Raw genomic sequence first — 20,291 nt, forward strand, 5'->3', positions numbered from 1 at the left:
CGCGTCTGCCGGCGGCCGGATCGGGGCTGAGGACCGGCCGATTGCCTGCTCGACTGCCGGCATTAGGTTGGTGGCATGAGTGAGCGGCCAACCCCAGACCAGCCCGCACCACGGCACGCCGCCGAGGCCGCCGACGACGCAGTAGGCGGCGAGACCGACGTTCGATCGCTGCTGGCCGGCGCCCATCGGCGGCTGCTCGGCGACACCATCGCGGTTTCCGACCCCGACTGGAAGGCGCCGTCGAAGCTGCCGGGCTGGAGCCGCGCCCAGGTGGCCACCCACATCGCCCGGCACGCCGACGCGATCTATCGGCTCGCAGACTGGGCGCTGACCGGCGTCGAGCAGGAGATGTATCCGAACAACCGCGATGCCGAGATCGATGCCGGCGCGGATCGGACCGGCCTGGAGATCCAGACCGATCTGGACACCAGTGCCGGCCGGCTGGAAGAGCAGCTGGAGAAGCTGGCCGAGGCCGACGCCTGGGACCGGACGGTACGGTTCCGCGACGGCAGCACGGCGGCCGCCACGTTGCTGCCGAACGGGCGGCTGTGCGAGGTGCTCGTCCACCATCTTGATCTTGATCTCGGCGTCGGGGTCGCCGACCTCGATCAGGCTGCGGCCGAAGCGGCCTTGGCCTGGGCCGCGTTCCGGCAGTCGCATCGGCCGGGCTACCCGTCGCTGAAGTTGATCACCGACTCCGGTGCGGTGATCACGATCGGCGATGTTGATCATGACCCGTTGGCGGTACGGGGGCCGGCGAATCTGTTGCTGGGTTGGCTTACTCAGCGGTCCGGGACGGACGGGTTGACCGGTGCCGTCGACGATCTGCCGTCCTTCGGGTGAACGTCCGGTGAGGTGAGAGTGATGCCAGGGTTGGGACACGTGGAGCCGGGCGGGCATCCACTCGTGCAGGGTCTGTCCGCCGCGATGACCATGATCAAGATGTCGGTCGGACCGATGGACAACAACAGCTATCTGCTCCAGGTCCGGTCCGGCGAGACCCTGCTGATCGACGCCGCGAACGACGCCGACCGACTCGTCGCGATGGCCGGTGAGCACCCACCGGAGATGATCATCACCACCCACCGGCACCAAGATCATTGGCAGGCGCTGGCGGTGCTGGCCAACCGGTGGCATCCGGATCTGTACGCCGGAACCCCTGACCTGCAAGCGATCCAGCGCGATGCCGACGTCGACGACGTACAGGGTCTGTGGGACGGCGACCAGCTCAAGCTGGCCGACGAGTACGTGGAGATCATCGGGTTGGTCGGCCACACTCCGGGCTCGATCGTGATCATCTACCGCGGCGACGTCACCCACCTGTTCACCGGTGACGGGCTGTTCCCCGGGGGAGTCGGCGCAACTCGTACACCCGAGGACTTCCGGTCGCTGCTGGCCGACGTGGAGAACAAGATCTTCAACATCTACGACGACGACACGGTGATCCATCCCGGACACGGCGACGACACCACGGTCGGCCGGGAACGTCCGCACCTGGAGGAGTGGCGAAACCGAGGCTGGTGAGGCAGCTCAGGCCAGCGGGGCCAGCAACTCCAGCGCGAGCTTGCGGGCCGCTCTGCTTCTCACTGCCTGGCTACCCCGCAACGACAGCGGGTTGTCCTCCACCGAGGCCATCAGCAACGCACCGAACGCCAACGGCGGCCTCAGGGCGTCCTCGGCCGACGGGCGGTCACCGGCGAGAAGGGTGACCAGTCTCGGCACCAGGTCGGTGAAGTCCATGTCGGCACCTTCCCGCGCCATCACCGTCGGGTTGGCCTGACCGAACCGCATCACCAGCGCGGCGTCGCTGTCGAAGAGCTGCTGGATCCTGTCGACGAAACCCTCCAACCGAGCCATCCCTGCAGGCTGCTCCGGGTACCAGTCGAGAATCGCCCCGATCTGCTCCCAGTAACCGGCGAACGCCACCCGGACGATGTCGTCCTTGGTCCGGAAGTGGTAGTACAGCGCGGCCTTGGTCACCCCGACCTGCTCGGCGATCTCCCGCAGCGAGGTCTTGTCGTAGCCCTGCTCGATGAACAATCTCATCGCGGTGGTCAGAATCTCCGACCTGGTCTGTGACGGCTTCCTCGGCATCCGGACCTCGCTCTCGCTCCGAAACGATTCTTCTGCTCCCCTCAGGAATCCTACTTGACGCCCGGCTAGCAAACTGTTTACCTGTCGTACGGCAAGTTTCCTAGCCGTACGACAAGTAAGCTACGGAGTGATGAGATGACCGTTGCACCACCGCGGACGCCGAGCCCCCGGACACGTTCCGGACCGCACCTCGGATTGATCATGATCAGCCTGATCCTCGCTCTGGTTCCGCTCCAACTGGATGGGCTGGTCGCCGCCACGGCGGCGCCGACCATCGCCGGTGAGCTGGGCGGATTCGGCCAGATCGCGTGGATCGCCACCACCTACCTGCTCACCATGGCCGTCGGCACGATCACGGCCGGTCGGATCGGCGACATGTTCGGCCGCAAGACGACCCTGCTCACCGCGCTGTTGATCTTCCTCGCGGGTTCGGCGGCCGCGGGACTGGCCGGCTCGATGGCGTGGCTGATCACCGCTCGAGCAATCCAAGGGCTCGGCGGCGGGATGGTCCTGACCACCCTGATGGCGGTGATCGCAGACGTCGCACCGCCGGACAAGCGATCCCGCTATCAGAGCGTGATGGGCGCGGTCGCGCCGATTTCCATGATCATCGGTCCGTGGATCGGCGGGCTGGTCACCGAACATCTCGGCTGGCGATGGATCTTTCTCCTCAACCTCCCGCTGGTCACCATTGCCGTGATCGGCGTGGCGATCCTGCTGAAGCTGCCCAGCCGCAGAACGGGTGGACGAGTCGACATCGGCGGCCTGACCGCGCTGTCCATCGCCAGCACGGCCATCGTGCTGGCGATGACCTGGGGCGGACACCAGTACGCCTGGGACTCGCCGCAGGTGATCGGCGCCGCCGTCGTCGGACTGCTCGCCCTGTTGGCGTTGCTGATCATCGAGCGCCGAACCGCACATCCGGTGATGCCGCCACAACTGTTCGGCAACCGCGCCGTGCTGGTCAGCATGGTGATCATGTTCCTGAGCACCGGCGCGATCATGATGGCTGCGATGAACTACCTGCCGATCTTCCTCCAACTGGTGCAGGGACAGTCCGCCTCCAACAGCGGCCTGTTGCTGTTGCCGATGCTGCTGTCGGCCATTGCGGTGTCCATGATCACGGGCCTGTTCACCACCCAACCGGGGCGCTTCCGTCCCGCCCTGATCATCGGTACTTCTGTGCTGGCAGTGGCGTGTGGGCTGCTGGCGACGATGGACACCGGCACGTCCAGCTGGTTGACCGGCGCCTACATGGCACTGGTCGGGGTCGGACTCGGCATGCTCTTCCAGACACCCCTGGTGCTGATCCAGAACGCGTCGCCGGCAGGCGAGGTCGGCGCGGCCACCGGATCGGCCATGTTCCTGCGGACGATCGGCGGATCGATCGGCGTCGGTGCGCTCGGCTCGTTGTTCACCGGCACCCTCGCCGGCCACCTGACCGACCACGGCGCGGCCGCCGGTAGGACCGATCCGGCCGCGCTGACGCCCGCCCAGGTGCACGGCCTGCCGGATCAACTGCAACAGCTGATCGCCCAGGCGACCGCGGCCGGAACCTCGGCGATGTTCTGGGCTGCGTGCGCCGCAGCGGTGGTCGCCGTCGTCGCCGCCCTGCTGGTGCCGCGACTGGTCGGCGGACACCAGCAGCGGGCGGACGAGAAGTTGATCAAGGTCGAGGCCGATCAGGGTTGATCAACATCCTCCTGTCGGACGGCCGACAGGATCAGCAGGCGCTCTCGGCCGCCGGTTCGGCCGCCGGCGGTGTGATCGGGTGGGCCGCCGACATCGACCGGCCCCAGTGCCGCTGGCTGCCGACGCTGGCCACACAACAGATGGCGACCGCGAGCGCGGCACCGCCGAACGACCAGCCGACACCGTGAGCGTCGATCAGCATCCCGGCCAGCGCGGTCCCGACGGCGGCGCCGACCTGATTGACCGAGGACAGCATCGACTGTGCCTCGTTCAGCCGGTTGGTCGGCGTCAGGTGGTCGACCAACCCCTGCATCATGATCAAACTCGGCGCGATGGTCAGCCCGGTGCAGAACAGCAACGGCAACAGCAGCCACAGCGACGGCCGGCCGGTGCCGACCAGGAGCGCGATCGCGACCAACAGCGTCGCGAACCCGCCGGTGGTCAGCATCAGTGCGCGGCGTTCGGAGATCGGCCAGTTGCGGGAGCCGAAGATCAGACCTCCGACGGAGCTGCCGCCGGCGATCGCCATGAACAGGATGCCGACCCGGTCGGTGCCGCCGAGCAGCTCGCCGGCGGTGCCAGCCATCGAGGTGTCCAACTGGCCAAACCCCGTACTCAACGCCAGCATCACCACCAGCACCGCGGCCACTCCGGGCACCGTGATCGCCGAACGGTGATGCCGCACACCGGGATGGCCGAGCACCGTCGGCGGGTGGATGCCCGGACGAGACCGCCGCGCCGCCGAGGTCCGGCAGTAGCCGACGCCGCCGACCGCCATGCAACCGGCCGCCACCAGCACCGGCACCATCGGCGAGGTCAATGCCAGCAGCAACGAGAGCAGCAGCGGTCCGAGCACGAACAGCAACTCGACCGCGGTCGCGTCCAGCGCGAACGCGACCCGCCGCGAGGCCGGATTGGGGAAGATCACCCGCCAGGCCGAGCGGATCGCCGGGCTGAGCGGCGGGAACGCGAAACCGGCCAGTCCGGCCAGCACGATCAGCACCGGCAACGGCGCGCCGGCGACCGTGGCCACCGCGTCGACGGTCAGGAACAGTGCGGACACCAGCGAGGTCGGCAGCAGGGTACGGATCTGACCGAGCCGATCCATCAACCTGCCCCACAGCGGAGTGCCGATGGCACAACCGACCGCGAAGGCTCCGGTCACCACTCCTGCGACACCGTAGGCACCGCGTTCGGATTCGACCAGCAACAGCAGGCCCAGTGGGGCCATCGCGATGGCCAGCCGCCCCACCACGGCGGTCAGGAACGGGATCGCCGCCGGCCGGTATCGCAGAAGTCGCCCGTACGCCTTGAGCCCGGTGCCCAGCTCCGCGCCGAACGGCGCGTCGTCCCCCATCTTCGTCATCTCACCGAGAATCATCGCACCCCGGTCGGCGCCGACCAAAGCGACGCCCGATGGTTCAGCCGGCGGGCCGGACCGGCTCGGAATCGCTGTCCTGCTTGGACTTGACCAGGCTGGCGATGGTGGTGACCGCGAGCACCACGATGATCACCGACAGCGACAGCCAGATCGGGATCTCCAGCGAGAACGGGATGTGCAGCTTCTCGTCCAGGTGGTACTCGTGCATCGCGTGGAAGACCAGCTTGACGCCGATGAAGGCGAGGATGATCGACAGCCCGACGGACAGGTAGACCAGCCGCTTGAGCAGCCCGCCGATCAGGAAGTACAGCTGCCGCAATCCCATCAGGGCAAAGACGTTCGCGGTGAAGACCAGGTAGGGCTCCTGGGTCAGCCCGTAGATCGCCGGGATCGAATCGAGCGCGAACAGCAGGTCGGTGCTGCCGAGAGCGATGATCACGAAGAGCATCGGGGTGATCAGCCGCTTGCCCTGCTCGCGCACGGTCAGCTTCGTACCGTGGAACTCTTCGGTCGACGGCACCCGGCGCTTGACCAGCCGCATCAGCGGATTGTCCGGCGCCTCCTCGTCGTGATCGTCCTTGCGGTAGTCGAGGTAGAGCTTGACCGCGGTGTAGATCAGGAACGCGCCGAAGATGAAGAAGATCCAGTTGAACAGACTGATCAGGCCGGCGCCGAGCGCGATGAAGATGCCGCGGAAGAGCAGGGCAAGCAGAATGCCGATCATCAGCGCGAACTGCTGATACTGCCGGGGCACCTTCATCTTCGTCATGATGATCACGAAGATGAAGAGGTTGTCGATGGACAGGCTGTATTCGGTGAGCCAGCCGGCGAAGAACTGACCGGCGTAGTTGCCGCCGGAGACCATCCAGACGCCGAGGCCGAAGAGCACCGCCAGCCCGACGAAGACGCCGATCGCCAGACCGGCTTCCTTCATCGACGGTTCGTGCGGGCGGCGGCCAATGATGAAGACGTCGAAGCCGAGGATCAGGACCATCACCGCAACGGTGATGACCCAGGTGTAGATGTGAACGTCCAACTCGGGTTTCCTCCGAGATCTCTGAGAGCGGATGTGCGTGTCTCAGAGGTCTCTTCCGCCGATCGATGGCCCGTACGGGCTTCCGTACGAGCCGTACGGGGATCGGCCGACGGCACCGGGCGTGATCCGGGTTCCCCCGGGGTGATCCGTGGTGACGATGCCGTCGCGAAAGGAATACTCCCCTCCGCGGACCATTCTTCCATCCCGGGTACGGCCGGGGGAAATCCTGAGTTCACGCGCACCGTCGGCGCTCCCGCGGAAGTTCCTACCTGCGCGGCTGCGCCGGGGATGCGCGGGAACGGGTGGTGGAGGGATGGCGACCATGCTGGAGGCGGCACCCAGCCTGGGCCTTCGACCGCTGAGCTGGATCGGCCGTCATCGATCGAAGCCCGTTGAAGCACCCGCATCTGAGCACCTGGGGTGTCGCTGGCGGACCGGGGTCAACAGCGATGTCGATTCTCCGAGGCCGGCTCCGATCTCGGGTCGAGGACGCCCACCCGGGGCGCCGACCAAGATCAGGAGTCAGCATGCTCGACAGCACCAACATCACCCGGAACACCAACCTGGACAGCTTGCGCCGAGAAATCGGCGGCACCGTCATCGGGCCGGCGGATCCCGGCTTTCCCCAGTCTGCTCGGACCCTGACCGTGCAGGGCAGCCCTACTGCGGTGGTGAGCTGCAGCTCGAAGCGAGGACGTTGCCGTCGCCCTGCGGCATGCGCGCGAGCACGGCCTGCCGATCGCGGTCCGCAGCGCCGGACATCATCTGGCCGGCTTCGGCACCAACAACGGTGGACTGGTGATCGACGTCCGCCGGCTGAACCGGATCGAGATCCTCTCCGAGCGACCCCGGGCCGGCGCAACCATTCGGATCGGTACCGGCGCGACCTGGGGCTCGGTTGCCCAAACCCTCTCCCCTCCCGGGTTGGCGATCTCTTCCGGCGACACCGCGAGCGTCGGCGTCGGCGGCCTGCTCGGCGGCGGAGGGATCGGCTGGATGGTCCGCCGGCACGGGCTCGCGATCGACGCGGTCAGCGCAGCCGAGGTGGTGACCGCCGACGGGAACCTGCGCCGGGTCGACGCGCACACCGAGCCAGAGCTGTTCTGGGGTGTCCGGGGCGCGGCCGGGAATCTGGGCGTCGTCACCGCGTACGAGGTGACGGCCGTCCATCAACCCACGGTGTTGTTCGGCAGCCTGATGTATCCGGCCGAGCAGGCCAGGCAGGTGCTGACCGGCTGGACGCGTTACCTGCCGGACGCGCCGACCGAGCTCACCTCGACGTTCGTGCTGCCGCCGAGCATGGTGGCCGACGGCAACGCACCGGCGATGATCAACATCTGCTTCGCCGGCGACCCCGCTGATGCCTCGAACGTGCTGGCACCACTGCGATCCGTCGGCACGGTGATCAAGGACACGATCACGTCGATGCCGTACGGCGACGTGCTGACGACGGAATCGATGCCGCCCGGTTTCGTACCCCGCATCCGCAACGGCCTGGTCGACGACTGGTCACCCCACAGGACCGACCTGCTGATCGACGGCCATGATCAGATCCCGGCGATGGCAGTCGAGGTCAGGGCCATCGGCGGCGCTCTCAACCGGACCGACGCCGCGGCCACCGCGTTCGCCCACCGCTCCGCCCAGTTCATGATCAACACGGTGCTGGTCGGGACACCGGCGCAGCAGCAGCCGCACCTGCCTGCGTTCGCACGACTGTCGGACGAGCTGCGGCCGGACGGGATCTACGGCAACTTCCTGTCCCATCCGACCGATGCCGACACCGACCTCTGCTATCCGGAGCCGACCCGGTCGCGGCTGGCCGCGGTGAAGGCGACCTACGACCCCGAGAACGTGTTCTGCTCGACCGTCAACGTCCCGCCGGCGACGCGCGGGCGTCGGTGAGCGGCAGGCTCACTCGGCCGTCAGCCGATCGATCTGCTCGCGCAGGTAGCCCTGCTCGGCGGCGTTCTGCGTACGCGTCAGCGCCGCCCGGAAGTGCTCGACAGCTCGTTCATGATCATCGGCGAGCCGATACAGGTGTCCGAGCACCGACAGCCGACGATGGTGATCACCGAGCTGGCGATCCGCCGACAGCGGCTCCACCATGGCGATGGCCTGCTGCGGTCCGTCCACCATCGCGACCGCGACGGCCATCCCCAGGGTGACCATCGGGCTTGGATCGTAGGTCGCCAGCAGCCGGTAGAGCTGCAGGATCTGTTGCCAGTCGGTGCTCTGGACCGAGTCGGCCTCCGCGTGCACGGCGGCGATCGCGGCTTGCAGCTGGTACGGCCCGAGCGGCCCGTGTTGCAACGTCGCCTGGATCAGCGCGGTGCCCTCGGCGATCTCGCCGACGTGCCACCGGGTCCGGTCCTGGCGTTCGGCGGGGATCAGGTCTCCGTCCGGAGCGGTCCGCGTGTCGCGACGGGCGTGGGTCAAGATCATCAACGCCAGCAGCCCGGCAACCTCACCGTTGTCGGGTTCGGCGCGCTGCACCATCCGGGTGATCCGAATGGCCTCGGCCGCAAGATCGAGGCGCTGCAGTTGGTCCCCCGTACTGGCCGTGTGCCCCTCGTTGAAGATCAGGTAGAGCACCTGCAGTACGACCCGTAGTCGATCTTGGTACGCGGCCGGTTCCGGCAGCTGCAGCCGCCCGCCGGATTCCTTGATCAACTTCTTCGCCCGGCTGATCCGCTGCGCCGCGGTCGTCTCGGTGATCAACAGCGCCGACGCCACCTCGGCCGTGGTCAGGCCACCGACGGCACGCAGGGTCAACCCGATCTGGGCCGCCGGGGTGAGCGCAGAGTGGCAGCACATGATCAACAGCTGCAGGGTGTCGTCGCACTGCCGTCCCGGGTCGAGATCGGTCCACTGGTCAGTGGGCGTGCGCAGCTGATCGTTCAGTTCGCGACGGCGGCGCGCGTTGTCACTGCGGCGGATGTCGAGCAACCGGCGATTCGCGGCGGTGATCAACCAGCCGGCGGGCTGTTCGGGAATGCCACGCCGACGCCACTGCACGGACGCTTCGAGCAGCGCGTCCTGAGCAGCATCCTCACACCGGTCGAAGTCGCCGTACCGACGGGTCAGCGCGGCCAACACCTGCGGCACCGCCGTACGCAGCGTCGCGTCCAACTCGGCCGGATCGGGTTCGGCTGCGGGCCACATCGGAGTCGGCGAAGAGGCTCGGCTACCGGCCGGGCCCGACCGCGGTGGCAAGATCAAGATCCTCCAGCGTCCGGGTCGGACGAATCTCGATCCGTTGCACCGCGGCGTACGGCAACTCGGCGGCGATCTCGACCGCCCGCTCCATCGTCGGACAATCCAGCAGCAACGCGCCGGCGAGGAACTCCTTGGTCTCCAGGAACGGTCGGTCGGACACCACCGGCGCTCCGTCGCGGCGCTGCACCGTCCGCGAGCTGCTCGGATCCGCCAACGCCAGCACGTTGATCAACTCGCCGTCGCGTTGCAACTCCTCGATCCGGGTGGCCAGACGTTCACCGCCGATCAGCTGGAAACGCTCTTCGTCGCTCAGCCCCTCGAGCGCCTGCGGATTGTTGTGGATCAGCAGCAGGTACTTCATGGCTTCATTCTTCTCGATCCGCGGCCGGGTGTCGGCACACTTTTCGTGTGGCCCGTGGTCAGCGGTTGGCCTCCACCATCTGCCGCAGCTCGCGCTTCAGCTCCGAGATCTCGTCCCGCAACCTGGCCGCCACCTCGAACTGCAGATCGGCTGCTGCGGTGTGCATCTGGTCGGTCAGCTCCTGCACCAGTTGAGCAAGATCACCGGCAGGCATCCCGGCGGTCTTACGGGCCTGCTCCACCGCGTCCGCGCCCAGGTTGGGCACCGGCGACTTCGCGTTCTTGCCCGCCCGCTTGCCCATCGAGGTGCCGGCGAGCATGTCGTCGGTGTCGGCGTCCTCACGAGCCAGCATGTCGGTGATGTCGGCGATCTTCTTCCGCAGCGGTGTCGGGTCGATCCCGTGCTCCTTGTTGTAGGCGAGCTGTTTGTCCCGCCGACGATTGGTCTCGTCGATCGCCGCGGCCATCGACGGAGTGATCTTGTCGGCGTACATGTGCACCTGGCCGGACACGTTCCGGGCGGCTCGGCCGATGGTCTGGATCAGACTCTTGTCGCTGCGCAGGAAGCCTTCCTTGTCGGCGTCCAGGATCGCGACCAGGGACACCTCGGGCAGGTCCAGGCCCTCGCGGAGCAGGTTGATGCCGACCAGGACGTCGTACTCCCCCATCCGCAACTGCCGCAGCAACTCGATCCGGCGCAGGGTGTCGACCTCGGAGTGCAGGTAGCGGGTGCGGATCCCGTTCTCCAGCAGGTAGTCGGTCAGATCCTCCGACATCTTCTTGGTCAGCGTGGTGACCAACACCCGTTCGTTGCGGTCGGCCCGGGTCCGGATCTCGCCGATCAGGTCGTCGATCTGTCCCTGGGTCGGTTTGATGATCACCTCGGGATCGACGAGCCCGGTCGGCCGGATGATCTGCTCCACCACACCGTCGGAACGGGCCAGCTCGTAGTCGCCCGGGGTGGCCGACAGATAGATGGTCTGACCGATCCGCTCGACGAACTCCTCGAACCGCAACGGCCGGTTGTCGACCGCCGAAGGCAGCCGGAAACCATGATCGACAAGAGTGCGTTTCCGGGACTGGTCGCCCTCGAACATGCCGCCGATCTGCGGCACTGTCACGTGCGACTCGTCGATCACCAGCAGGAAATCCTCCGGAAAGTAGTCGAGCAGACAGTTCGGCGGCTCCCCCGGCAGACGGCCGTCCATGTGCATCGAGTAGTTCTCGATCCCGGCGCAGGTGCCGATCTGCCGCATCATCTCGATGTCGTACGTGGTCCGCATCCGCAGCCGCTGCGCCTCCAGCAGCTTGTTCTGCCCCTCCAGCTCGGCCAGCCGATGCTCCAACTCGGCCTCGATCCCGCCGATCGCGCGCTCCATCGTCTCCGGACCGGCCGAGTAGTGGCTGGCCGGCATCAGGATCGCCTCCGGATCGTCGGAGAGGATCTCCCCGGTCAGCGGATGCATGGTCAGCAGCCGCTCGATCTCGTCGCCGAAGAACTCGACCCGGACCGCCATCTCCTCGTACTTCGGGAACACCTCAAGCGTGTCACCGCGGACCCGGAACGTTCCCCGCGCACCGGACAGATCGTTGCGCGCGTACTGGATGGAGACGAGTTTGCGCAGCAAGTCGTCGCGGTCGATCTCCTGACCGACCTTCAACATGACCGCCTGCCGCAGGTACTCCGCGGCGCTGCCCAAGCCGTAGATCGCCGACACGGTGGCGACCACGATGGTGTCACGTCGGGTCAGCAGCGAATTGGTGGCAGAGTGCCGCAGCCGCTCGACCTCCTCGTTCAGCGAGGAGTCCTTCTCGATGTAGGTGTCGGTCTGCGGAATGTAGGCCTCGGGTTGGTAGTAGTCGTAGTAGGAGACGAAATACTCCACCGCGTTCTTCGGGAAGAACTGCCGCAACTCGTTGGCGAACTGGGCCGCCAGGGTCTTGTTCGGCTGCATCACCAGCACCGGCCGCTGCACCCGCTCGGCCAGCCAGGCGACGCTTGCGGTCTTGCCGGTGCCGGTGGCGCCGAGCAACACCACATCCTGTTCGCCGGCGTTGATCCGGCGCTCGAGGTCGGCGATCGCGGTCGGCTGATCCCCCGATGGCGCGAACTCGCTCTGCACCTGGAACGGGTGCACGGTGCGCTGCAATTCTTCGATCGGACGCATGATTGCGAGCCTATGCCCGAGCTCCGACAGTCTTGATACGCAGTCGAGCTGGGTGCCGCTGCCGCTTCCCGGTCTGGCGTCTCACCTTGCGGGGACGACCCCCGCACCCCCGCCGTGGTTGCGCTCGACGGGAGTCTCACGCCGACTCCTCCGCTTCGCTGCGGAGCCGGTCTCGCGCTGGGGCGCTCGACGTGAGTTCAATCTGGCCTGCAAGCGTTCGTGGCGGCGATCGTCCGGTTCAATCTGGCCTGCAAGCGTTCGTGGTGGCGATCGTCCGGTTCAATCTGGCCTGCAAGCGTTCGTGGTGGCAATCGTCCGGTTCAATCTGGCCTGCGAGCGTTCGTCGTGGCAGCCGTTCGGAACTCGTCTTCGGGTGGAAAACGAACGCTCCGAACGTCGATCTGAGTGTCCGAATCCAACGGTGGTTGGAAAACGAACGGCGAGGCGGGCGTTTTCGGCCCTTCGACGAGCTCAGGGCCTGGACCGGCCGGAAGCGAGGACCTCGGTTTCAGCGAACCGGTCCCGGTTACACCATGCTCTTCCAGAGGGAGACCTGCATGACGCCGAAGTCCTTGTTGAGTTGATCGACGTCACTGTCGGCGGTGTACCAGACGGTCAGCAGGCCGCCGAGGTGCTCGCTGTTGAGGGTGGCGATGGCCGTGACGCCGTACTTCACCGAGCCCTGACTGGTGGTCTCGGTGTAGGTCATGTTCTCCTGGGCCGCCTTCAGCTTCGAAGTCGGTGTCTTGACCGTCGATGCCGACTCCCTCTTCACGTCGGTGCCGTCCTCGGCCAGCATGTCCAGCCAGCGGTCTACCAGCGCCCCGGGATCCTTGTCGTCGACGGTTGCGCACTGAGCGTTGGCCATGTCGCCGTCGGCGTTGGTCAACACCGCGACGCCCTTCTCCTGCTGTGCCAACTGCCAGCCGTCCGGCACCGTGATCGAACAGGCCTTGGCCAGATCGACCGTCCCGCCGGAGCTGCCGCCGGTCGTCGGGCTGCTGGGGTCGGTCTGCTTCGGTGCCTGCGCCGACGGCGTCCCGGTGTTGGGGTGGATCGTCGATCCGGACGCCTGGCTGCCCCGGTTCACGGTCATGATGATCGCGCCGATCAGCACCAGCAGCGCGATCACGCCCGCGACGATGCCGAGGATCAGCGCGGTGCTGCGCGGTCTGCGGCCACCTGGTTGCGGTGCACCAGGTCCGGGTGGAAAGCCGCCGGGCGGCTGCTGGCCGTATCGCTGTTGCTGGCCGGGCTGCCCGTACGAGCCTTGTTGGCCGTACGCCTGCTGCTGACCGGGTTGACCGGGCTGCCCGGATGGGCCCTGCTGTCCGTACGAACCTGGTTGCCCAGGTTGACCAGGCTGTCCGAACTGCCCCGGATGCTGGCCGAATTGGCCCGGCTGCCCGTACTGCCCGGGCGGACCGTACTGTCCCGGCTGCCCATGTTGTCCCGGCTGCCCATATTGTCCCGGCTGCCCGTATTGTCCCGGCTGCCCGTATGGCGGTTGACCTTGTTGGCCGGGCTGCTGGCCGCTGTTCTGCTGCCCCCACTGGTCGCTCATGCCTGACCTCCCTGCTCGGGATCGCGGCGCTTGGTCGGCGTCGGTTGCGAGGACGGATGCGGCTCCGGTTCGTTCTGCGCGGACGGTGCCGAATGTGCCGAACTGGCCGGTTCGGCGGTCGTGACGACAGCACCGGGCGTCATCGCCGATTCGTACCCGGCCTCGGCCGCCGACGGCGCAGGGCTGCCGGAGCGGCGCGGGCCGATCCGCACCGCCGTACCGCAGGCGTTGCAGAAGGACGCCCCCGGCACCAACGGCATCTCGCAGGCGGCGCAGAAGTCCAGCTCACCGTCCGCACCGACGCCCTGATGGCTGCGCGCGGCCTGCTCCAATGCGGCCTCCATCAGGCCGGCGTGCAGCACGTTGCGCACCCGCAGGATCAGGATGCCGAGGATGATCACCCCGAGCACCAGCGTGAGCATCAGCCCCTGCGACGTCGGCAGGAAGCTAAAGAGGTAGCCGCCGACCTGGTAGGCGATCACGGCCAGCATCGCCTCGGCCAGACCGCGGGCGTAGCGCAGCGTGAAACCGTCGTACCCCTTGCCCAGACCGGAGAATTCGGCCGCGGCGACACCGGCAGCGGTGCCGATCAGCAGCGGCTGGATGAAGCCCTCGAGGAAGATCAACGCGACCCAGGTCGCGGCATCCTGATGCCCGGCCGCGCCGCCGAACAGCGCGCCGCGATGCAGCACCAGCGTCTCGAAGGTGGAGTAGGCGACACCGGAGATGACGCCGAAGGTCAGCCCGTCCATCAGGTCGTCGAACTTCGGCCGACTGGCCAGGAACACCGGGCCGAGCTGAATGATCAACATCCCGATGATCGGCACCAGCACGCCGACCAGCAGCAGTGTGCCGACCTGCGGCCCGCCGGACGAACCGCCGTCGAGGCTCGGCATCCGCACCTGCGGATTGCGGAAGTGCGACCAGATCAGGGTGAACGCCACGGTCAGCGCGCCGGTGACCAGGAAGGCGGCAACGGTGACCTGAACCGGCTCGTCCTCCCACAGGTTCACGTCGTACAGATAGACGATGTAGACGACCGGGATGGTGAACGCTGCCACCAGGATCGCGATCGGCAGCGCACCGAAGATGGCTGCGATCAGGGCGACGGCCAGTCCGATGACGAGGGCGATCCGGTAGGTCTGCGGACGCTTGCCGGTGCCCCGCGGCATGATCGTCGAGATCAGCGCGAACGAGGCCACGGCTTCATCCGGCTTGGCCGCGAACGACTTCTTCCGGGCCAGGTCGCCAGACCTGAGATCCAGTCCGCAGACCTGACAGAAGTGAGCCACCTCTGTGGTCTGTGCGCCGCACCGTTGACAGGTCACGGCCTACCTCCTCGTTTCATCCGAGCCGCCGCAGGCAGTGATCGCGGCACTGCCAGATCCTAAGGGTTCCCTACCGCCGGGCCACCCGGCGTCCCGTTCGCGTGCTCGGATTGCCACGATCGAAAGATCTCGGTCACCCGCTGTCGCAGTTGATCAAGGCCAGCATCGCTGTTGTCGATCACCACATCGGCAACGGCCAGCCGATCCGCCCGGCTCGCCTGCGCGCCGATCCGGGCTTCGGCTTCCTGTTCGGTCAGTCCGTTCCGGTCGGCCAGCCGCTGCCGCTGAACTTCAGGCGGTACGTCGACCACGACGAGCCGGTCGAAGGCGTCCGCCTGTCCGGTCTCCACCAGCAGCGGAATCATCTGCACCACAACGGCATCCGAGCCGGCAACGGCCTCCAACTCGGCCGCCCGGCGGCGTACCGCAGGATGAATGATCGACTCCAGGTCGGCACGGGCACGAGGATCGGAGAAGATGATCTTGCCCAACGCTGCTCGGTCCAGCCGGCCGTCGCTGATCACCCGATCGCCGAACCGTTCGATGATCTTGGCCAGCCCTTCGGTGCCCGGCTCGACCACCTCCCGGGCCAACAGGTCGGAGTCGATGATCACTGCACCGAGATCAGCGAGGATCCCTGCCACCGTTGACTTTCCTGAAGCGATCCCGCCGGTCAATCCGATCCGCAACCGTGCCATAATCCGCGACCCTACCGTCCACGACGCAGAAGCGACCCCACACCATGACGGTGTGGGGCCGCTTCCATGATCAACTGATGATCAGGTGATCATCGCGTGCGATCACTGACCTCCGGTCAGCTTCTCCCGCAGAGCCTGCAGCGCCTCGTCCGAGGCCAGCGAACCCTCCGGATCGGCGGCCGGTGCGGCCGGACGCGCGGCAGCCCCGTTGTTGCTGGCACCGCCCGAGGAGTACGACGCCGGCGCGGCCTGCGCCTCGCCCTCGGCGGCTTCCGCCTCGGCAACCTGCTTCTTGTGCTGCTCCCAGCGAGCGTGCGCCTCGGCGTACTGCGCCTCCCAGGCTGCGCGCTGCTCGTCGTAGCCCTCGAGCCAGTCGTTGGCCTCGGGGTCGAAGCCCTCCGGGTAGAGGTAGTTGCCCTGGTCGTCGTAGCTGGCCGCCATGCCGTACAGCGTCGGGTCGAACTCGTCGGAGTTGACGTCGATACTCTCGTTGGCCTGCTTCAGCGACAGCGAGATCCGGCGACGCTCGAGATCGATGTCGATGATCTTGACCATCACCTCGTCGTTGACCTGGACGACCTGCTCCGGGATCTCGACGTGACGCTCGGCCAGCTCGGACACGTGCACCAGACCCTCGATGCCCTCCTCGACCCGGACGAACGCACCGAACGGCACCAGCTTGGTGACCTTGCCCGGCACGATCTGACCGATCTGGTGGGTACGAGCGAAGGCCTGCCACGGATCTTCCTGGGTCGCCTTCAGCGACAGCGAAACCCGCTCGCGATCCATCTCCACCGAGAGCACCTCGACGGTGACTTCCTGGCCGACCTCGACCACCTCGGACGGGTGGTCGATGTGCTTCCAGCTCAGCTCGGAGACGTGCACCAGGCCGTCCACGCCGCCCAGATCGACGAAGGCGCCGAAGTTGACGATCGAGGAGACCACACCCTTGCGGATCTGGCCCTTCTGCAGCTGGGTGAGGAAGTTCTGCCGGACCTCGGACTGGGTCTGCTCGAGCCAGGCGCGCCGGGACAACACCACGTTGTTGCGGTTCTTGTCCAGCTCGATGATCTTGGCCTCGAGCTCCTGGCCGACGTACGGCTGCAGGTCGCGGACCCGGCGCATCTCCACCAGCGAAGCCGGCAGGAAGCCGCGCAGACCGATGTCGATGATCAGACCACCCTTGACGACCTCGATCACCGAACCGGTGACCACGCCGTCCTCTTCCTTGATCTTCTCGATCGTGCCCCAGGCGCGCTCGTACTGAGCCCGCTTCTTGGAGAGAATGAGGCGACCTTCCTTGTCCTCTTTCTGCTGGACCAGGGCCTCGACCTCATCGCCGACGCTGACCACCTGATGCGGGTCGACGTCGTGCTTGATGGAGAGTTCCTTGGAGGGGATCACACCCTCCGTCTTGTAGCCGATGTCGAGAAGGACTTCGTCTCGATCGACCTTGACAACGGTTCCGGTGACGATGTCACCGTCGTTGAAGTACTTGATGGTCTTGTCGACTGCTTCGAGGAACTCTTCCGGCGAGGAGAAGTCGTCGACCGCGACCTGCGGGGCTGCCTCAAGGGAGGACGTCATGTAGTAGGGCTCCGATATGGATGATGAGTTGTACGGTGTGCTGCAGCCCGTGTTTCACCCCCGAGATTCCGCGATGCGGGAATCGGCGATCGGTGAGCGAGACCTACTCCGTCCGAAGTCTGCGCAGACCACAGCGACGTTACAGCCTAACGTCGGGCCGCGAATGCGGTCAATTCGGTTATGGCTGCACAGGCGACAACCACCGCGAACCGGTGAACATTCCACGTCGCGGCAGCCTCATGCGGAGAGCGTCCCCACACCTACCGCGCTGATCGGGTGAGATTCGTACCGAGCACGGTGCGAATCGCACCCAACCAGCATCGGGCTGCGGCGGAAGGCTCAGCGGGCACGGAGGTTCAGGCCGAGGGCCCGGAACTGCTCGACCGGGCGGTGGTAGCCGCGTTCGATGTGATGGACCCCGCGCAAGGTCGAGGAGCCGTCGGCCACGGCGGCCGCGAGCACCGCCGAGAAGCCGGCCCGGATGTCGGGCATGGTCACGTCGCCGCCGCGCAGCCCGGTGACGCCGCGGACCACGGCCGAGTGGACCGCGGCGGTGTCGTGATAGCGACAGGCCGGTCCACCCAGGCAGGTGTCATAGGTCTCGATCTCGGCGCCCATGCTCTGCAGCGCGGGCACGTAGGCGAGCCGATTCTCGTACACCGTTTCGTGCAGCACCGACATCCCGTCGGCCTGGGTGAACAACACCATCAACGGCGTCTGCCAGTCCGTGGCGAAGCCCGGATGGGTGCCGGTCTGCACCGCCGCCGGGCGCAATCCATTGCCTGCCGAGGCCATGATCCAGTCGTCGGTGATCTCGAACTCGGCGCCCATCCGGGCCAGCGTGGTGATGGCGGTGACCAGCCGGTCCTGCGGGCAGCCGTGCACTCGTACCTCCCCGCGGGTGACCAGACCGGCGACCAGGTAGGAGAACGCCTCGATCCGATCGCCACCCAGCGTGGTGGTTACGCCGTGCAGTCGGTTGACCCCCTCGATCACGATGCGCCGGTCCGGGGCGAACGAGATCCGGGCCCCCATCCGCTGCAGGAACAGCGCCAACTCGACGATCTCCGGTTCGGTGGCGGCGTTGCTGATCACGGTCTTGCCCTCGGCCCGGACCGCGGCCAACAGGGTCGTCTCGGTGGCACCGACGCTCGGGTACGGCAACTCGATCCGGGTGCCGACCAGCCGCGTCGCTCGAGCGTGGATGCCGTCCGGCTCCAGCGTCACCTCGGCTCCGAAGGACCGCAGTGCACCGACATGGAAGTCGACCGGACGGCGGCCGATCGGGTCGCCGCCGACCAGAGGTACGAAGGCCTCGCCGGTCAGGTGCAGCAGCGGGCCGAGCATCAGGATCGGGATCCGGTTCAGGCCGCTGAACGCCTTGCCGACGCTCGGCTCGGACACCGGCTTGGGCACCACCGTGACCGCATCGGCCGTACGTTCGGTGGCCATCCCGATGTGCTCCAACATGCCGGCGGTGATCGCCACCTCGCCGACGTCGGGAGCATTTCGGATGGTGCTCGGCTCGTCGCCGAGCATGGCCGCGACCATGTGTTTGCTGACCGCGTTCTTGGCGCCACGTACGGTCACGTCGCCGCGCAACGGCCCGGACGGTTCGATCTCCCAGATGGTCTCGGTCACCGCAGCACTATATGAGCGGACGAGCGTCCGATGACGGGCACAGACTACGGTGGCCCGGCCATCGACAGCCGACGACAACGGGAGACGACATGCCGATAACCGCCATGCTCGACGTGCACTTCGGAGCCGACCACTTGGTCGACGGGCCTGCGATGTTCACCGCGATCCTCAAGGAAACCCGGAGTTTCGCCGGCTGCCTGCGGGTCGATCTGCTCGCCGACATTGCCGACCCTGCTCATTACGTTGCCTACGAACTCTGGGAGTCGAACGAGCACGATCTCGCCTACCGTGCCTGGCGCCAGGGTGAAGGGGCGACAAAGTTGCGCGACGTCCTGGACCGTGATCCCGTTCTCACGAAGTTCGAGACCGCCGTGCAGTCATAGTCGGCTGGTGAGCTGTCAGACGGGTTTGCGCGAAGGTATTCTCACTACCTGTCTCGCAATAGGTGGCCACAGTGGATACTCCAAGTCCTGGGCAGAACCCGGCAGGCGACTCGGCACGACGCGCGATCTCAGTCATCGCAGCGGGGTTGCTGGTGGCTGTCAGCGTCGAGGTGATTTCGCGGGTGCTGGACGAGCACAAGGTCGAGGAAGAGTCGAGGGCTCGTCGTCGCGAATCCATGCGGCAAGTCGGGGAACGATGGCACTTCCGCCAATGGGAGCAAGACCTCCGCAAGTGACCTCGCGCGACTGGGGGCAGAATGCGGCCATGCCCACCTACACGGTCCGCGACGGGGACGGCAACACCATCTCGGAGGTCGCACCGAACAGTCTGCTGCGCTTCCTGAACGACTGCTCCAGCTACGCCGAGTTGAGTCGGGACGACTGGCCGGGCCGATCGGTACTGGCCCGGCCCAGCGGCGAGCAGTGGCAGGTCGAGATCGTCAACGGCACGCACCGGCTGGTCGCGACCACGCCGAACGTCGACGCCACCCTGGACGTGATGCGGGCCTGGGCCGAGTCCGACGGCTGGTGGGCCGAGGCGTTCACCTGGCGGCCGGTCAGCTGACAGCCGGCACTGCGACTGCCGGCCGGCAACGACCATGACGACCGAGGCCGTCCCGAGCGAACTGCTCCCGCACCTGCGCCGGGCCCGCGATCTGATCGACCGCGACTACGTCCGCGGTCCCGGGTTGGACGAGTTGGCCGCGACGGCCGGACTGTCGAAGTATCACTTCCTGCGTTGCTTCGCGGCCGCGTACGGGCAGACGCCTGCGCTCTACCTGACCCATCGCCGGATCGAACGCGCCCAGGACCTGCTCCGCGCCACCAACCTGACCGTGACCGAGGTGTGTGTCCTGGTGGGCTACGGCAGCCTCGGCTCCTTCAGCAGCAAGTTCACCGCGCTGGTCGGGGTCAGCCCGTCGGCCTACCAACAGAGGTACGCCGACGGCGCACCCCGGATCCCCGGCTGCTTCGTGTTCATGATCGGGCTGCAAGATCGCGACCATCAGGATCGCATCGGGCAAGATCACGACCGGGACGGTTCCGCAATCGGGGAGAAGCGCTGATCAGGAACGAGCTTCT

At 66.9% G+C, this 20,291-nt stretch carries 19 protein-coding genes; 8 read left to right on the forward strand and 11 right to left on the reverse strand.

Going from position 1 to position 20,291, the window contains the following annotated elements; genetic code table 11:
• Positions 1–75: 75 nt before the first annotated feature.
• Both FOE78_RS17925 and FOE78_RS17930 read left to right on the forward strand, forming a co-directional pair.
• Positions 76–843, forward strand: coding sequence for a maleylpyruvate isomerase family mycothiol-dependent enzyme (locus FOE78_RS17925; protein WP_143987497.1), 768 nt, complete (start codon positions 76–78; stop codon positions 841–843).
• Positions 844–864: 21 nt separating this feature from the next.
• Positions 865–1,524 carry an MBL fold metallo-hydrolase gene (locus FOE78_RS17930; protein WP_143987498.1) on the forward strand — a complete coding sequence of 220 codons (660 nt, stop codon included), beginning with the start codon at positions 865–867 and terminating at the stop codon, positions 1,522–1,524.
• A 6-nt stretch (positions 1,525–1,530) separates the two neighbouring features.
• Here the strand turns inward: FOE78_RS17930 and FOE78_RS17935 are convergent, their stop codons facing one another.
• Positions 1,531–2,046 carry a TetR/AcrR family transcriptional regulator gene (locus FOE78_RS17935; RefSeq protein ID WP_266094983.1) on the reverse strand — a complete coding sequence of 172 codons (516 nt, stop codon included), beginning with the start codon at positions 2,044–2,046 and terminating at the stop codon, positions 1,531–1,533.
• A gap of 249 nt (positions 2,047–2,295) precedes the next feature.
• On the opposite strand from FOE78_RS17935, the gene FOE78_RS17940 reads away from it, so the two are divergent.
• A complete protein-coding gene (locus FOE78_RS17940; RefSeq protein ID WP_168207574.1) occupies positions 2,296–3,786 on the forward strand; it encodes an MFS transporter in 1,491 nt (496 codons plus the stop codon).
• Positions 3,787–3,817: 31 nt separating this feature from the next.
• Here FOE78_RS17940 and FOE78_RS17945 read toward each other — a convergent pair whose 3' ends face one another.
• The gene (locus FOE78_RS17945) at positions 3,818–5,152 is read right to left on the reverse strand and encodes an MFS transporter (RefSeq protein ID WP_168207575.1); all 1,335 of its coding nucleotides are present in this window, start codon (positions 5,150–5,152) and stop codon (positions 3,818–3,820) included.
• 55 nt (positions 5,153–5,207) lie between these two features.
• Positions 5,208–6,203 carry a TerC family protein gene (locus tag FOE78_RS17950; protein WP_143987502.1) on the reverse strand — a complete coding sequence of 332 codons (996 nt, stop codon included), beginning with the start codon at positions 6,201–6,203 and terminating at the stop codon, positions 5,208–5,210.
• Between the two features lie 738 nt (positions 6,204–6,941).
• Between FOE78_RS17950 and FOE78_RS17955 the strand changes: the two genes are divergently transcribed.
• Entirely contained in the window at positions 6,942–8,105 is a 1,164-nt protein-coding gene (locus FOE78_RS17955) for an FAD-binding oxidoreductase (protein ID WP_266095041.1), read from the forward strand.
• 9 nt (positions 8,106–8,114) lie between these two features.
• On the opposite strand, the gene FOE78_RS17960 is transcribed toward FOE78_RS17955, so the two are convergent.
• The 4 genes from FOE78_RS17960 to FOE78_RS23675 form a co-directional block, all read right to left on the reverse strand.
• The gene (locus FOE78_RS17960) at positions 8,115–9,365 is read right to left on the reverse strand and encodes an RNA polymerase sigma factor (RefSeq protein ID WP_143987504.1); all 1,251 of its coding nucleotides are present in this window, start codon (positions 9,363–9,365) and stop codon (positions 8,115–8,117) included.
• Between the two features lie 22 nt (positions 9,366–9,387).
• Entirely contained in the window at positions 9,388–9,780 is a 393-nt protein-coding gene (locus FOE78_RS17965; protein WP_143987505.1) for a YciI family protein, read from the reverse strand.
• 58 nt (positions 9,781–9,838) lie between these two features.
• Complete coding sequence (gene uvrB / locus FOE78_RS17970; protein ID WP_143987506.1) at positions 9,839–11,947, reverse strand: excinuclease ABC subunit UvrB; 2,109 nt, start codon at positions 11,945–11,947, stop codon at positions 9,839–9,841.
• Positions 11,948–12,473: 526 nt separating this feature from the next.
• Positions 12,474–13,079, reverse strand: coding sequence for a hypothetical protein (locus FOE78_RS23675; RefSeq protein WP_168207282.1), 606 nt, complete (start codon positions 13,077–13,079; stop codon positions 12,474–12,476).
• A 54-nt stretch (positions 13,080–13,133) separates the two neighbouring features.
• Between FOE78_RS23675 and FOE78_RS23910 the strand changes: the two genes are divergently transcribed.
• Positions 13,134–13,517, forward strand: a complete 384-nt coding sequence (locus FOE78_RS23910; protein WP_210414656.1) for a hypothetical protein — start codon at positions 13,134–13,136, stop codon at positions 13,515–13,517.
• Here FOE78_RS23910 and FOE78_RS17980 read toward each other — a convergent pair.
• The 4 genes from FOE78_RS17980 to murA all read right to left on the reverse strand — a co-directional run bounded on the left by FOE78_RS17980 (position 13,508) and on the right by murA (position 18,765).
• Entirely contained in the window at positions 13,508–14,839 is a 1,332-nt protein-coding gene (locus tag FOE78_RS17980) for a PrsW family intramembrane metalloprotease (protein ID WP_143987507.1), read from the reverse strand. The genes FOE78_RS23910 and FOE78_RS17980 overlap by 10 nt on opposite strands.
• 59 nt (positions 14,840–14,898) lie before the next feature.
• A complete protein-coding gene (coaE, locus tag FOE78_RS17985) occupies positions 14,899–15,537 on the reverse strand; it encodes a dephospho-CoA kinase (protein WP_143987508.1) in 639 nt (212 codons plus the stop codon).
• A 102-nt stretch (positions 15,538–15,639) separates the two neighbouring features.
• Positions 15,640–17,124 (reverse strand): 30S ribosomal protein S1, encoded by a 1,485-nt coding sequence (gene rpsA / locus FOE78_RS17990; protein WP_143987509.1) that lies wholly within the window; start codon positions 17,122–17,124, stop codon positions 15,640–15,642.
• Positions 17,125–17,463: 339 nt separating this feature from the next.
• Complete coding sequence (gene murA, locus FOE78_RS17995) at positions 17,464–18,765, reverse strand: UDP-N-acetylglucosamine 1-carboxyvinyltransferase (protein ID WP_143987510.1); 1,302 nt, start codon at positions 18,763–18,765, stop codon at positions 17,464–17,466.
• An 89-nt stretch (positions 18,766–18,854) separates the two neighbouring features.
• Between murA and FOE78_RS18000 the strand changes: the two genes are divergently transcribed.
• The 3 genes from FOE78_RS18000 to FOE78_RS18010 all read left to right on the forward strand — a co-directional run bounded on the left by FOE78_RS18000 (position 18,855) and on the right by FOE78_RS18010 (position 20,275).
• Positions 18,855–19,148, forward strand: coding sequence for a putative quinol monooxygenase (locus FOE78_RS18000; RefSeq protein WP_143987511.1), 294 nt, complete (start codon positions 18,855–18,857; stop codon positions 19,146–19,148).
• 325 nt (positions 19,149–19,473) lie between these two features.
• On the forward strand, positions 19,474–19,773 hold the full coding sequence (locus tag FOE78_RS18005) for a hypothetical protein (protein WP_143987512.1): 300 nt from the start codon (positions 19,474–19,476) through the stop codon (positions 19,771–19,773).
• 34 nt (positions 19,774–19,807) lie between these two features.
• A complete protein-coding gene (locus FOE78_RS18010) occupies positions 19,808–20,275 on the forward strand; it encodes a helix-turn-helix domain-containing protein (RefSeq protein WP_143987513.1) in 468 nt (155 codons plus the stop codon).
• Positions 20,276–20,291 lie beyond the last annotated feature (16 nt).

The organism is Microlunatus elymi (genome assembly GCF_007362775.1).
Taxonomy (GTDB): domain Bacteria; phylum Actinomycetota; class Actinomycetes; order Propionibacteriales; family Propionibacteriaceae; genus Microlunatus; species Microlunatus elymi.

Bases quoted from the DNA above. Each gene is read 5' to 3' on its own strand.
- FOE78_RS17925 (WP_143987497.1), top strand. From the start codon at position 76: ATGAGTGAGCGGCCAACCCCAGACCAGCCCGCACCACGGCACGCCGCC.
- FOE78_RS17930 (WP_143987498.1), top strand. From the start codon at position 865: ATGCCAGGGTTGGGACACGTGGAGCCGGGCGGGCATCCACTCGTGCAG.
- FOE78_RS17935 (WP_266094983.1), bottom strand. From the start codon at position 2,046: ATGAGATTGTTCATCGAGCAGGGCTACGACAAGACCTCGCTGCGGGAG.
- FOE78_RS17940 (WP_168207574.1), top strand. From the start codon at position 2,296: ATGATCAGCCTGATCCTCGCTCTGGTTCCGCTCCAACTGGATGGGCTG.
- FOE78_RS17945 (WP_168207575.1), bottom strand. From the start codon at position 5,152: ATGACGAAGATGGGGGACGACGCGCCGTTCGGCGCGGAGCTGGGCACC.
- FOE78_RS17960 (WP_143987504.1), bottom strand. From the start codon at position 9,365: ATGTGGCCCGCAGCCGAACCCGATCCGGCCGAGTTGGACGCGACGCTG.
- FOE78_RS17965 (WP_143987505.1), bottom strand. From the start codon at position 9,780: ATGAAGTACCTGCTGCTGATCCACAACAATCCGCAGGCGCTCGAGGGG.
- uvrB (WP_143987506.1), bottom strand. From the start codon at position 11,947: ATGCGTCCGATCGAAGAATTGCAGCGCACCGTGCACCCGTTCCAGGTG.
- coaE (WP_143987508.1), bottom strand. From the start codon at position 15,537: ATGGCACGGTTGCGGATCGGATTGACCGGCGGGATCGCTTCAGGAAAG.
- rpsA (WP_143987509.1), bottom strand. From the start codon at position 17,124: ATGACGTCCTCCCTTGAGGCAGCCCCGCAGGTCGCGGTCGACGACTTC.
- FOE78_RS18000 (WP_143987511.1), top strand. From the start codon at position 18,855: ATGCCGATAACCGCCATGCTCGACGTGCACTTCGGAGCCGACCACTTG.
- FOE78_RS18005 (WP_143987512.1), top strand. From the start codon at position 19,474: ATGCCCACCTACACGGTCCGCGACGGGGACGGCAACACCATCTCGGAG.
- FOE78_RS18010 (WP_143987513.1), top strand. From the start codon at position 19,808: ATGACGACCGAGGCCGTCCCGAGCGAACTGCTCCCGCACCTGCGCCGG.